Genomic DNA, 13,110 nt, shown 5'->3' with positions numbered 1-13,110 from the left:
GGCAGCGAAAGCCAATGGCGACGCCGAGCCGCAGCGTTACGTCGCGCTGGCACGTTTCTTCGCCGAGAACGTCACCGTGCAGGCGCCGTCGCTCGAGAAGACGGTGACCGAGAGCGCCGAAGCCGTGATCGGCGCGGACGCGGTGCTGGCGGGGTAGCGCGCTCACGCTCTCTTCCCCGTCATCGCGAGGAGCTCGCGACAAAATTGCGGAGCAATTTTGCGCTGAAGTGACGACTTGCCCGCCGGGCCTTGGCGAAGGCGGAAGCATCCATGCCTCCACAAGCCGCAACGTGGATTGCTTCGCTTCGTTCGCAATGACGGGGTGAAACTTCGGATTCAACTGTCAAACACGGCGCCGCACGCCTGTCACCGGGCGGCATCGAACAGCGCGATAACTCAGCTTGCCCGCACGGGCCGCTACGCGAACGCCTCAGCAGTGAGGAGGCCGCGCCGACCGCGGCCTCCTCACTTGGCTGTGCCAAAGGACAACTGAGACTGTCCTCATTCGCTCCCGCGTGTCCCGATGAGGGCGGCCCCAATGCGGCTACCTGGCTCTATGAGAACCGCTCCCGCTCATTCCGGTGCCCGAACCTGTTGTCTGGCCCGGCGCGTAACCGGAAGCCCCTGGGCTCCCCGCCTTCGATCCTCTCGCCTGCATCTCATGTCCAGGTGTGTAGCCTGAGGCGCCGGGGCTTCCCCGCTTGGAGCCCTTGGTTTGCATTTCGTGCCCGGGCGACTTGCTCGAAACACCCTGCGCAAAAGCAACCGGGGTGGAAGCCATCAGGCATGCTGCGGAAAGTGCGATGATTGTGCGCTTCATTATTTTGTTCTCCAAAGTGCGCCCCCGCAACCAACCCGGCGCGAACAGCGACGTTCCATGAACGCTCGTTCATCAGCACGCATCAAAGAGTCTCTGCCTCGCATCACCGAGGATCAACAGCCGCAGCGGATCATCTCACCGCTTCGCGGGTGGGCCGCTCTTGTTGCCGGGCAACCCTTTGACCTTTGAAGAATCCTGCTGCTGGACGTGGCGGTTATGCGAGTCCGAGCCCACCGTGCCTTGACCCGGAGCTGGCCCGTTCTTATTCCCCGGCGCACCATGGATCCCGCTCCCGGAATTCTGGGCGCTCGGAGCACTCGTCGTGCCGGCGTGGTTTTGGTCAGTCGCTTGTTGAGCCATCGTCGGGCCGGCTGTCATGACACCGGCGATGAGCAGCGCGATAGTATAGGTTCTCATGCGCTTTCTCCTCGAGGCTGCCCCAGCACACACAACGCGCGCCGCGATCATCCTTTCCTTTAGTTCCAGCATTTTCGCTGGTTTGCCTTAGTAAGCTGCGGGGCAGCGCGCTTCTCCGCCGGGTTCCAGGACGCCAGGGCCAGCGCCGTTTGCCGCGCGCAGCGTTGCGAAAACCCGCTTTGCTCAAGCGATTGCTCGTAGCGAGCCTCGCCCGTTGGCGACTCCAGAACCGATTTTCCGCTGCGCGCACTGACCATGCGACTGCGACCGTAACGCGCGTTTTTCAATCCCATGCATGTTAATACTCGCTCGTGTCACCCGAACCGGTGAGGACCGACATGCAGGCTGACCTTGTTCAGACCTATCGCGCCTTCGCTTAACAACAACGCCTGGGCCAATTACCGCCTCACGATCTGCGCTCGGCTCAATCAGGCCGAATTTGCCGCCGAGCGAACCGGCTTCTTCCCAAGCCTGAGCGGACGCTGAACCACATCTACGTCATCGACCTCTTCTATGTCGGCGCGCTGGAAGGCGGATGGCTCGGGCCGCAGGCCTGGGCGAATGAAGTGCCCTTCCCGTCAATTGCACAGCTGCAGCCGGCGCAACGCGCAATCGATCAGCGCCTGATCGCCGTCCGAGCGCTTCTACGGCATTGGGGCGAGACATCACGCCCAGACCCGGTCCCCATATCGTCCGGGCGGCTGAGCAAGGACACCTGATGTCCCGGTTCGCTTTGGACCCAGTGGTAGTCGAACCCGAACGGAGCTAACATTTCGAACTGTCGCACGGCGATCCGTCGTTGAAGGGGCCGTTTGCCGGCGCCGGCTCGTGGCGAGGAGGAGTCCTTGACTCGCGAACACCTCTTGCGACGGCTCGTTGCCGTTTTTGCAGCCGACGCAGCTGGCTACAGCCGTCTGACTGGCATGGACGAAGAAGGCACTCATGTCAGGCTCAGGGAGCATCTGCAGGGCCTGTTTATCCCGACCATTGCCGCCCATCGTGGAACCATTGTCAAGAATACCGGTGATGGGTTGCTGGCTGAGTTTGACAGCGTTGTCGATGCCGTGCGTTGCGCTCTCGATGTTCAGCGCGGGATGACCGAGCGCAATGCGGCCGTGCCGTCGAATCAACGTATTGAATTCAGGATCGGGATCAATGTCGGCGACATCATCAAAGATGCCGGCGACATTTTCGGGGACGTTGTCAACGTGGCAGTACGTCTCGAAGGTATAGCAACGCCCGGCGGTATTTGCCTTTCTGACGATGCTCACCGACACGTCCGAGACAAGCTCGATATCGCCTGTGACGATGGCGGTGAACAAAGATTGAAAAACATCGAACGCCCCGTCCGAGTTTTCAGAGTTAGGGATCGCGGCAGCGCAATGAGCCAAAGGCCTGTCTTGGCACTACCAGCCAAACCCTCCATCGCCGTTCTGCCCTTCCAAAATCTCAGTACGGATCCTGAGCAACAGTACTTCGCGGACGGCATCGTGGAAGACATTACAATGGCGCTGTCGCGGTTTCGCTGGCTGTTTGTGATCGCAAAAAACTCAAGCTTCACTTACAAGGGCCGCGCGGTCGATGTGAAGCAGGTCGGCCGCGAGTTGGGGGTTCGCTACATACTGGAGGGAAGCGTTCGCAGGGCCGACGCTCGCGTTCGCATATCGAGCCAGCTTGTTGACGCGGATACTGGAGCGCATCTCTGGGCTAATCACTTCGATGGAACGCTCGAAGATATGTTTGATCTTCAGGACCAAGTGACGGTCAGTGTCGTTGGCGCGATTGCGCCGAAGCTGCAGCATGCGGAGATTAAGCGGGCCCTGCGGAAGCCGATCGAAAATCTGGACGCATACGATCGCTACCTCCGTGGGCTCGCGTGCATTCATCGGTGGACAAGGGATGGGAATAATGAGGGACTTGAGCATTTTAGAGCAGCAATCGAGCTCGAGCCCGGTCTTGCCGCTGCTTACGGTCTGGCTGCCTGGTGCTATGTGCGTCGGAAGGCTCATGGTTGGATGACGGACGCGACGCTGGAAAGCGGCGAGGCGACGCGACTGGCGCGCACGGCGGTGCTTATTGGCAGAGATGACCCGGTTGCGATGTGTTTGGGTGGATACGCACTTGCATTTATCGATCAGGAGTTCGACGATGCTGCAGCATTTATGGATCATGGACTCGCGGTCAATCCCAACTATGCGTCAGCCTGGATGCTGAGTGCCTGGCTCAGGGTGTGGAGAGGAGAGCCGGATCTCGCGATTGACCACGCTGGGCGCGCACTGCGGTTGAGCCCGCTGGATCCAGCGATGTTTGGCATTCATGCGGCAGCCGCTTGTGCCCATCTCCTGGCGCACCGCTATGACGAGGCGTCATCGTTGGCTGATCAGGCCACTCGCGACCTTCCGAGTTTCTTGCTGGGTATTTGTATCTCTGCGGCCAGCAAAGCGCTTGGGGGACGACTTGATGAAGCGGGAAGAGTCATTTCGCAGGCATTTGAGTCCGATCCCGACTTTCGGCTCTCCAGTCTCAAGCGCCTGGCGCCGTTCAGACGGCCAGAAGATTTCGCCATGTTTGCGAGTGGCCTTCGCAAGGCAGGGCTTCCGGATTGAACTCTGCTTGCGGCACTTCGCGACATACTGCATCGCTGCGATCCGATGAGATCAGACATGCCGGCCAGCCTCGTTCAGACATTCCGCGCCTTCGCTTACAACAACGCCTGGGCCAATCACCGCCTCCTCACGACCTGCGCTCAGCTCAGTCAGGCCGAGTTTGCCGCCGAGCGAACCGGCTTCTTCCCAAGCCTGCAGCGGACACTGAACCACATCTACGTCATCGACCTGTTCTATGTCGACGCGCTGGAAGGCGGATGGCTCGGGCCGAAGGCCTGGGCCAATGAAGTGCCCTGCCCGTCGGTCGCGGAGCTCAAGCCGGCGCAATGCGCGATCGATCAGCGCCTGCTCGCGGTTTGCGATGCGCTGACGCCCGACCAGCTAAGCGATGTCGTGCGGATCAATCGCGACACCACGATCCAGATCGAGCGGCGCGACCGCCTGCTGATGCACCTCTTCCAGCACGCGATCCATCATCGCGGCCAGGCCCACGCCATGCTCTCCGCAACGAGCGTCGCGCCGCCGCAGCTCGACGAGTTCTTCGCAGCCGGCGAAGCGCCGCTAAGAGCAGGCGAATTCGCCGAGCTGGGGTGGACCGAAGCCACCGTATGGGGCGGCTGACCCGCCACGCTCGGAAGCGCCATGATATATGCGCTAATCGGATGCGTTCGGCGCGTCCACCGACCGACGGACGCTGCGTCGCCGCTCACGCGGCGTCCGGCATTCGATCCAGCAGCTTGTCGAGCGTGATCGGATAGTCGCGCACGCGCACGCCGGTCGCATTGTAGACCGCGTTGGCGACCGCGGCTGCAACACCACAGATGCCGAGCTCGGCGACGCCCTTGGCCTTCATCGGCGACGACATCGGATCGGTCTCGTCGAGGAAGAACATGTCCTGATGCGGGATATCGGCATGTACGGGCACCTCATAGCCGGCGAGATCGTGGTTGACGAAGAAGCCGTGGCGCTTGTCGACCACCAGGTCCTCCATCAGAGCGGCGCCGACGCCCATGGTCATCGCACCGATCACCTGGCTGCGCGCGGCGGTCGGATTCAGAATGCGGCCCGCGGCGCATACCGCGAGCATCCGCCGTACCCGGACTTCCGCCGTGTCGGCATCGACGCCGACCTCGACGAAATGCGCGCCGAAGGTCGACTGCTGGTAGGTCTTGGCGAGATCGCCGTACTCGATGGCGTCCTCCGCCGTGATGCCGTCATTGCCGGCGGCCTGTGCCAGCGCCACGCTGCGATTGCCTGATCGGACGACGTCGTCCGCAAACACCGCTTCGGCGGAGTTGAAGCCGAGCTTCTGCGCGATGGCCTCGCGCAGCTTGACACAGGCGGCGTAGACACCGGCCGTGGAATTGTTGCCGCCCCACTGCCCGCCGGAGCCGCATGAGACCGGAAAATCGGAATCGCCAAGCCGAACCACGACCTTGTCCAGCGGCACGCCCATCATCTCGGCCGCGGTCTGCCCAATGATGGTGTAGGAGCCGGTGCCGATATCGGTCATGTCGGTCTCGACCGTCACCCTGCCGTCCCGGTCGAGGCGCACCCGCGCCGCCGACTTGGTGAGGAGATTGTTGCGGAACGCGGCGGCAACGCCGAAGCCGACGAGGAAGCGTCCGTCGCGCACCTTGCCGGTTTGCGGGTTGCGCCGGCTCCAGCCGAACCGCGTGGCGCCTTCGCGCAAGCATTCGACGAGCTGGCGCTTCGAGAACGGCCGCTCCGGATGCTCCGGATCGACCTGGGTATCGTTCTTGATGCGCAGCTCGATCGGATCCATGCCGAACTTCTCGGCGAGTTCGTCGATCGCGATTTCGAGCGCCATCATGCCGGAGGCCTCTCCGGGAGCGCGCATCGCATTGCCTTCCGCCAGATCGAGCTCCGAGAGCCGCATCGCGGTCATCCGGTTGGCGCCGGCATAAAGCAGCCGCGTTTGGTTGACCGTGACCTCCGGCTCGCCGTCCTTCACGTTGCCGGACCAGCTCTCATGGCCGATCGCACTGATCTTGCCGTCGCGATCGGCGCCGATGCGGATGCGCTGGATCGTCGCCGGCCGATGCGTGGTGTTGTTAAACATCAGCGGACGCTGCAACGCCACCTTGACCGGACGGGCCGCGGCTCGCGCACCGAGCGCAGCGAGCAGCACGTCGGCGCGCAGGAACAGCTTGCCGCCGAAGCCGCCGCCGATATAGGGCGAGATCAGCCGGACATTCTCCTTCGGGATCCCGAGCGTCTTCGCCAAGTCAGTCGCGCCCCAGGCGATCATCTGGTTGGAGGTCCAGACCGTCAGCCCGTCGCCCTCCCACGCCGCGATCGAAGCGTGCGGCTCAATCATCGCGTGGCCCTGGTCCGGCGTGGTGTAGGTCGCATCGAGTTGGACCGGGGCTGCGGCGAACGTCGCTGCAAAGTCACCCACCGCCGTGTCGGCCGGTCCGCCGATCTTGGGATCGGGGGTGAAAGCCTTGTCCCGCGACGCTGCCAGATCGAAGCGGCCGTCGCCCGGCGCGTAATCGACCCGAACCAGTTGCGCGGCGGCACGCGCCTGCTCGAAGGTCTCGGCGACCACCACGGCGACGGCTTGGTGATAGTGCGCGATCTCAGGGCCGCCGAGCAGCGGCGCCGGGTTGCGCTCTGCCTTGTCAAGCTTGCCGGCATTGCCGGCGGTGACGATGGCGAGCACGCCTGGCGCCGCCTTGGCCGCGGCGAGATCGATCGCATTGATACGCCCCTTGCCGATCGCCGATCCCACCACGTAGCCATAGGCCTGCTCGGTCACGACATCATGACGTTCATAGGCGTAGGGCGCGGTACCCGTTGTCTTCAACGGCCCCTCGATCCGGCTGGTCGGCCGGCCGACCACCTTGAGTTGGTCGATCGGATTGAAGGTGGCTGGATGTTCGAATCGCATGCTCTAACCCTTGTCTAGGCCCTGTTATCTAGGCCCTGGCCTCGCGCAGCACCGCCGACAGCGTTCGCTCGGCGAGTGGCAGCTTGAAAGCGTTGTCCCGCGTCGGCCTTGCGTCGGCGAGCAGGCGCGCGGTGACCGCCTTGGCGCCGCGCGGCAACTCCGCTTCCGCCGCCTCGACCCGCCATGGCTTGTGTGCGACGCCGCCAAGCGCGACGCGGCCCGAACCGTCGGGCTGGACGATCGCAGCAACCGACACCAGCGCAAACGCATAGGAGGCGCGGTCGCGAACTTTCCGATAGGCCTGCGCGCCGCCGACCGGTTTCGGCAGCACCACGGCAGTAATCAACTCGCCGGGCGCGAGCGTGGTCTCGACCTCGGGATGGTCGCCCGGCAACCGATGCAGTTCGGCAATAGGTATGGTCCGCGTGGCGCCGTCGGGCCGCACAGTCTCGATAACAGCATCGAGCGCGCGCATCGCCACCGCCATGTCGCTTGGATGGGTCGCGATGCACGCTTCGCTGGCGCCGATCACCGCGTGCTGCCGGCTGAAGCCGCCGATCGCGGCGCAGCCGCTGCCCGGCTTGCGTTTGTTGCACGGCAGATTGGTGTCGTAGAAATACGGACAGCGCGTCCGCTGCAGGAGATTGCCGGCCGTGGTCGCCTTGTTGCGCAGCTGGCCGGAGGCGCCGGCCAGCAGCGCGCGCGAAAGCACGGCGTAGTCGCGGCGCACGCGGCCGTCGGCCGCGAGATCTGTGTTGCGGACCAGCGCGCCGATGCGCAGGCCGCCGTCCGCCGTCGCGTCGATCCGATCCAGTGCCAGGCCGTTGACATCGATGAGATGCGCCGGGGTCTCGATCTCGAGCTTCATCAGGTCGAGCAGATTGGTGCCTCCGGCAATGAATTTCGCGTTCGTGGCCTGCCCGGCAGCCGCGGCGGCGGCGTCTGGCGAGGCTGCACGTTCGTAGCTGAACGTTCTCATGCGCTCCTCCCGGCGACCTCACCGATCGCCTCGGCGATGTTGGAATAGGCGCCACAGCGGCAGATGTTGCCGCTCATGCGCTCGCGAAGTTCGGCATTGCTCAAGCGCACCGGGGCAATGAGATCAGCCGTCACATGGCTCGGGATGCCGGCCCTGATCTCGTCGAGCACGGCCACCGCCGAACAGATCTGCCCGGGCGTGCAATAGCCGCATTGGTAGCCGTCATGCTTGACGAACGCCGCCTGCATCGGATGCAATTGCTCCGGCGAGCCCAGCCCTTCGATCGTCGTGATCTCGTTGCCCTGATGCATCACGGCGAGCGTCAGGCACGAATTGATGCGCCGGCCGTCGACGATGACGGTGCAGGCGCCGCACTGGCCGTGATCACACCCCTTCTTGGTGCCCGTCAAATGCAGGTGCTCGCGCAACGCATCGAGCAGCGTGGTTCTGGTATCGAGCTCGAGCTGATGGGGTTCGCCGTTCACGTCAAAGGACACTCTCGTCATCACGGGCGCTCCAGTCGGGGCAGTTTGGTCGCTCGCCGCCAAGGAAGCGCGCGTCGCGACGGACGACGCGGCAAGCGAGGCGGCTCCGACAATCAACAGATGGCGTCGGGATAGTTCCAAATGGCCGGAAATTTGCACTTGGCTTTCCTTCTGGCTTTTAGCTTTCCTTCTCGTTTTCCTGGTGCTCGACCGCGATCGCGGGCGGAACTCCACGCCTGCCTGTGGCCGCTCGGATTGAATGCGGTGGACAGCGCAATGTTTCTCCCAGGCGACCAAACGAAATCGCGAGCCGGCCCATTGCCGGCGCCGATACCCCGCACGGGAGAGCCGCACGACAAAACATCGCGCGTTCGACGGTATCATCCGCGCGCTCGCCGGAAGGGAAAAGCGGCGCGGAACACTTTGGACTTGCTCGGGATCATGTAGGATAGCGAGCAAGAACCCGCTGCCCGCCGTCCCCAAGGACCGTCCGATGACCGCGCATGTCATAGTGACCGACCAAGCCGCCACACGCGTGATCCGGCTGCGCCGGCCCGAGAAGAAGAACGCGATCACCCATGCAATGTTCGACGCGATGCGCGAGGCGATCGACACGGCGCAGAACGATCCGAAAATCCGCTGCCTGATCGTGACCGGCGGCTCCGGCGTGTTCACCGCGGGCAACGACATCGAGGACATGCTCGGGCAGGGCACGTCCACCGGCGAGCCTCCGCCCGCCTCCGACCTGGTCAAGTTCCTCTATTCGCTCGCCCACAACGTCAAGCCGATCATCGCCGCCGTCGACGGCGTCGCGATGGGCGTCGGGACCACCATGCTGTTCCACTGCGACTACGTGCTCGCCAGCACGACCGCGCAGTTCTCCACCCCGTTCTCCAAATTCGGCCTGGTGCCGGAGGGCGCCTCCAGCCTGCTGATGCCGCGCAGCATCGGCCAGCAGCGCGCCTTCGCGATGCTGGTGATGGGACGCACCATGACGGCCGACGAGGCCCGCGAGGCCGGCTTCGTCAACACGATCGTGGCGCCGGGCCATGCCGAGGTCGAGGCGCACAAGGTGGCGCGGGAAATCTGCGCGCTGCCGCCCGAGGCAGTCGCGATCTCGCGCCGGCTGCTCAGGCTGCCGCCCGAGGACGTCACCCGCCGGATCGAGCAGGAGAACCACGTGTTCGCCGAGCGCATGCGCTCCACGGAAGCGATCGCGGCTTTCAAGGCGTTCATATCGCGCACGAAGGATTGAACGGCCGCGTCGCAAAAATGTAGTGGCGCCGCGTCATGATGGCGTGTTCCATGGACAGGTCATGAGACGCACCCGCCGTTCGCTCCTCGCCGCCGCCATCTGCTCATTCGCCGTCGTCGCGGCCGGCTCTGCGCCGGCGCAGACCGCGGCGCCAGTGGACCTGCGCATCCTCGCGATCAACGATTTCCACGGCTATCTGCGGCCGCCGCCGGGCGGCATCCGCATCACCGATCCGGGCGATCCGACCAAGAAGATCATGGTGCCCGCCGGCGGCGCCGAGCGGATGGCGACCGCGGTCAAGCAGCTCCGCGAAGGACACAAGAACAACATCTTCGTCGCGGCCGGCGATTTAATCGGCGCGAGCCCCTTCCTGTCGGCGATGTTCCACGACGAGCCGACCATCGAGTCGCTGTCGATGATGGGGCTTGCGATCTCCTCCGTCGGCAATCACGAATTCGACGAGGGCAAGGACGAGCTGTTGCGGATGCAAAACGGCGGCTGCCACCCCGTCGACAGATGCCAGGGGCCGCATCCCTTCACCGGCGCCAAGTTCCACTATCTCGCCGCCTCTACGTTCGACAAGGCCACCGGCAAGACGGTGTTTCCGCCTTACGAGATCAGGGAGTTCGACGGCATCCCGGTCGCCTTCATCGGGCTGGCGCTGAAGAACACGCCGAACCTGGTGTCGCCGGCCGGCGTCTCGACGCTCGAATTCCGCGACGAAGCCGAGACCGTCAATGCGCTGATCCCGGAATTGAAGGCCAGGGGCGTCGAGGCGATCGTGGTGCTGATTCACGAAGGCGGCTTTCCGACCGGCGACTACAATGAATGCCCCGGCATCTCCGGGCCGATCGTCGACATCGTCAAGAAACTCGACAAGGCGGTCGACGTCGTGATCTCCGGCCATACCCATCAGGCCTATGTCTGCGACATCGACGGACGACTCGTCACCTCGGGCGACAAATACGGCACGCTGGTCACCGCGATCGACCTTCAGCTCGATCCGAAGACCCGTGACGTGATCAGCGCCAAGGCCAACAATACCATCGTGCGCCTCAACACATTCAAGCGCGATCCCGAGCAGAGCGCGCTGCTCGAAGCCTACGACCGGCTCGCCGCGCCGATCGCCAACCGCGCGGCAGGTGCGGTGACGGAAACACTCTCGCGCACGCCGGGCGAGACCGGCGAGAGCGTGCTCGGCGACATCGTCGCCGACGCGCAGCTCGCTGCGACCAGCTCGGAGCCGACCGGCGGCGCGGTGATCGCCTTCACCAATCCCGGCGGCGTGCGCACCGACATCGTCAAGCGAGAGGATGGCGCAGTCTCCTACGCCGACATCTTCGCGAGCCAGCCGTTCCGCAACCAGCTCGTGACGATGACGCTGACCGGCAGGCAGCTCAAGGACGCGCTGGAACAGCAATGGGCCGACCCGAAGCGGCCGCGCCCGCTGCAGGTCTCCAAGGGCTTTTCCTATGCGTGGGATGCGACCAAGCCCGACGGCGCGCGCATCGTCGCCGATCGGATGGCGCTCGACGGCAAGCCGATTGATCCGGCCACGAGCTATCGTGTCACTGTGAACAATTATCTCGCCGAGGGCGGCGACGGCTTCACGGCATTCAAGGGCGGAACAGCGCAGCAGTTCGGCGTCTACGATGTCGATGCGCTCTATGCCTATTTCAAAGCCAACAGCCCGGTCAGCGCGGCGACGGGCAAGCGGATCGAGCGGGTGAATTGAGCAAGGTGGCACGGGTGGAATGCCCGCCGGATAGCTCTGGGAAGCATTCATCCTTTGACATCGTCAACAGCTTGTCCAGTGTCATCACCCGCGCGTGCGCATGCGGGTGATCCGATATTCCAGAGGCAGTGACGATTAAACCGAGGGGCCGCGGCGTACTGGGTCGCCCGGTCCTAGTGCGCAATTGCGCACAAGGCCGGGCGATGACAGTTGTGGGTGTGGGACACAGCGTTCGTACCCGGAGCCCTTTCCGGGGGGCCGGTAACGGCCTACATTAGGGGCTCCTCGCACGCGCACCGGTTGCGCCGGGAATTTGCATGACACTGCTTCTGACGCATTCCGCCTGCCTCGACCATTTGACCCCTCCCGGACATCCCGAACGCCCCGACCGGCTGCGTGCGGTCGACGAGGTGCTGGCTGAGGCACGCTTCAACGCGCTGGTGCGCGAGCAGGCGCCGGAAGGCGACCTCGATTCCGTGCTGCTGTGTCATGGCGAGCATTATGTCGGCGAGTTGCGCCACATCGCGCCGACCTCGGGCCTGATCTATGTCGACGGCGACACCTCGATGTCGCCGGGCACCTGGGAAGCGGTGATGCGCGGCGTCGGCGGCTCGCTCGCCGCAACCGACGCCGTGATGACGGGCCAGCACCGGAACGCCTTCGTCGCGGTGCGCCCGCCCGGCCACCACGCCGAGAAATCGACGCCGATGGGGTTCTGCTTCTTCGACAACGCGGCGATCGCCGCGCGCTACGCGCAGCGCAAATACGGCATCGCGCGCGCCGCAGTGGTCGACTTCGACGTCCATCACGGCAACGGCACGCAGGATATCTTCTGGGCTGATCCGACCGTGATGTACTGCTCGACGCACCAGATGCCGCTGTTTCCGGGCACCGGCGCGATGGGCGAGCGCGGCGAGCACGACACCATCGTCAACGCGCCGCTCGCGCCTGAAGACGGCAGCGCCAGGTTCCGCGCCGCCTTCGAGAACCTGATCCTGCCGCGACTGCAGCAGTTCTCCCCGGAACTCATCATCATCTCGGCCGGCTTCGACGCGCACCACCGCGATCCGCTGGCCTCGATCAACCTGAAGGGCGAGGATTTCGGCTGGGTGACGCGCAAGCTGATCGACGTCGCCGACAAGAGCGCCGGCGGCCGCGTGGTGTCCGTGCTGGAAGGCGGCTACGATCTGCAGGGATTGAAAGAGTCGGTGGCTTCCCACGTTGGCGCATTGATGGGCGGCTAAATCCCCGCCACAATAAGCTCGCAAAAATTCGATTGATTCTGCGCTCTGATAACGTGCGCAGTCGGGAACACGAGATGGCCGAAAATACTCAAGCCGACGTCAAGAAGCTGACCTTCGAACGCGCGATCGAGGAACTCGAATCGATCGTCAAGCGTCTCGAGGACGGCAAGGTCCCGCTCGAGGAGTCGGTTACGATCTACGAACGCGGCGAGGCGCTGAAGCGACGCTGCGAGGAATTGCTGCGCCAGGCGGAAGCCCGCGTCGACAAGATCACCACCGACGCCTCGGGCCAGGTGACCGGCACCGAGCCGCTCGACGTGCAGTAGCGCCGCGCGCGGCCACCGCAACAACCGGCGAGTTTGTCGGCTAGGCTGACCTCAATAGTCGCGATTGTTGCTGCGCATTTCTGCGATATCCGTGACCCGGAGGATGATGATCCCTCCGCCGGGTGCTTTGCTGCGGCCGGCCGAATCGGCTGATCGGGGCCGTCCGGCTGCCACCAAAATGGGCGTAATGCAGCCCACCGGTCGTCACACCCATTGAAAAACCTAGCTTTTTTGACGTCGGGCATAGGAACCCAGCGCGGCGAGCGGGTTGGCTTTGGTCGCAACTTTGGTGTAATGCTTCCCATCCTATGGGCATTTGATGGTGACGG

Annotated in this window: 9 protein-coding genes and 1 pseudogene; 7 read left to right on the top strand and 3 right to left on the bottom strand. The window is 64.1% G+C overall.

Going from position 1 to position 13,110, the window contains the following annotated elements:
- Positions 1–1,575 precede the first annotated feature (1,575 nt).
- The 3 genes and pseudogenes from AS156_RS44960 to AS156_RS25950 all read left to right on the top strand — a co-directional run.
- Positions 1,576–1,872, top strand: a pseudogene (locus tag AS156_RS44960) (DinB family protein); the annotation flags it as partial.
- 210 nt (positions 1,873–2,082) lie between these two features.
- A complete protein-coding gene (locus tag AS156_RS25955) occupies positions 2,083–3,843 on the top strand; it encodes an adenylate/guanylate cyclase domain-containing protein (RefSeq protein ID WP_245313067.1) in 1,761 nt (586 codons plus the stop codon).
- 57 nt (positions 3,844–3,900) lie between these two features.
- Positions 3,901–4,464 (top strand): DinB family protein, encoded by a 564-nt coding sequence (locus AS156_RS25950; protein WP_066510368.1) that lies wholly within the window; start codon positions 3,901–3,903, stop codon positions 4,462–4,464.
- An 85-nt stretch (positions 4,465–4,549) separates the two neighbouring features.
- Here AS156_RS25950 and paoC read toward each other — a convergent pair whose 3' ends face one another.
- The 3 genes from paoC to paoA are packed head-to-tail and all read right to left on the bottom strand — an operon-like array spanning position 4,550 to position 8,380.
- Entirely contained in the window at positions 4,550–6,757 is a 2,208-nt protein-coding gene (paoC, locus tag AS156_RS25945) for an aldehyde oxidoreductase molybdenum-binding subunit PaoC (protein ID WP_066510365.1), read from the bottom strand.
- A 28-nt stretch (positions 6,758–6,785) separates the two neighbouring features.
- Entirely contained in the window at positions 6,786–7,736 is a 951-nt protein-coding gene (locus AS156_RS25940; protein WP_066510362.1) for an FAD binding domain-containing protein, read from the bottom strand.
- Positions 7,733–8,380, bottom strand: coding sequence for an aldehyde dehydrogenase iron-sulfur subunit PaoA (gene paoA, locus AS156_RS25935; RefSeq protein WP_082747731.1), 648 nt, complete (start codon positions 8,378–8,380; stop codon positions 7,733–7,735). Before paoA ends, AS156_RS25940 begins: the two co-directional genes overlap by 4 nt.
- 334 nt (positions 8,381–8,714) lie before the next feature.
- Here paoA and AS156_RS25930 point away from each other — a divergent pair, with 334 nt between their 5' ends.
- The 4 genes from AS156_RS25930 (at position 8,715) to AS156_RS25915 (ending at position 12,781) form a co-directional block, all read left to right on the top strand.
- The gene (locus tag AS156_RS25930) at positions 8,715–9,476 is read left to right on the top strand and encodes a crotonase/enoyl-CoA hydratase family protein (protein ID WP_066510360.1); all 762 of its coding nucleotides are present in this window, start codon (positions 8,715–8,717) and stop codon (positions 9,474–9,476) included.
- A gap of 61 nt (positions 9,477–9,537) precedes the next feature.
- The gene (locus AS156_RS25925; RefSeq protein ID WP_066510612.1) at positions 9,538–11,211 is read left to right on the top strand and encodes a bifunctional metallophosphatase/5'-nucleotidase; all 1,674 of its coding nucleotides are present in this window, start codon (positions 9,538–9,540) and stop codon (positions 11,209–11,211) included.
- A 317-nt stretch (positions 11,212–11,528) separates the two neighbouring features.
- Positions 11,529–12,455 carry a histone deacetylase family protein gene (locus tag AS156_RS25920; protein ID WP_066510359.1) on the top strand — a complete coding sequence of 309 codons (927 nt, stop codon included), beginning with the start codon at positions 11,529–11,531 and terminating at the stop codon, positions 12,453–12,455.
- 74 nt (positions 12,456–12,529) lie between these two features.
- Entirely contained in the window at positions 12,530–12,781 is a 252-nt protein-coding gene (locus AS156_RS25915; RefSeq protein ID WP_066510358.1) for an exodeoxyribonuclease VII small subunit, read from the top strand.
- Positions 12,782–13,110 lie beyond the last annotated feature (329 nt).

It is taken from the genome of Bradyrhizobium macuxiense, assembly GCF_001542415.1.
Taxonomy (GTDB): domain Bacteria; phylum Pseudomonadota; class Alphaproteobacteria; order Rhizobiales; family Xanthobacteraceae; genus Bradyrhizobium; species Bradyrhizobium macuxiense.
This window is presented reverse-complemented; position numbering and strand designations above follow the sequence as displayed.

Bases quoted from the DNA above. Each gene is read 5' to 3' on its own strand.
- AS156_RS25950 (WP_066510368.1), top strand. From the start codon at position 3,901: ATGCCGGCCAGCCTCGTTCAGACATTCCGCGCCTTCGCTTACAACAAC.
- paoC (WP_066510365.1), bottom strand. From the start codon at position 6,757: ATGCGATTCGAACATCCAGCCACCTTCAATCCGATCGACCAACTCAAG.
- AS156_RS25940 (WP_066510362.1), bottom strand. From the start codon at position 7,736: ATGAGAACGTTCAGCTACGAACGTGCAGCCTCGCCAGACGCCGCCGCC.
- AS156_RS25930 (WP_066510360.1), top strand. From the start codon at position 8,715: ATGACCGCGCATGTCATAGTGACCGACCAAGCCGCCACACGCGTGATC.
- AS156_RS25925 (WP_066510612.1), top strand. From the start codon at position 9,538: ATGAGACGCACCCGCCGTTCGCTCCTCGCCGCCGCCATCTGCTCATTC.
- AS156_RS25920 (WP_066510359.1), top strand. From the start codon at position 11,529: ATGACACTGCTTCTGACGCATTCCGCCTGCCTCGACCATTTGACCCCT.
- AS156_RS25915 (WP_066510358.1), top strand. From the start codon at position 12,530: ATGGCCGAAAATACTCAAGCCGACGTCAAGAAGCTGACCTTCGAACGC.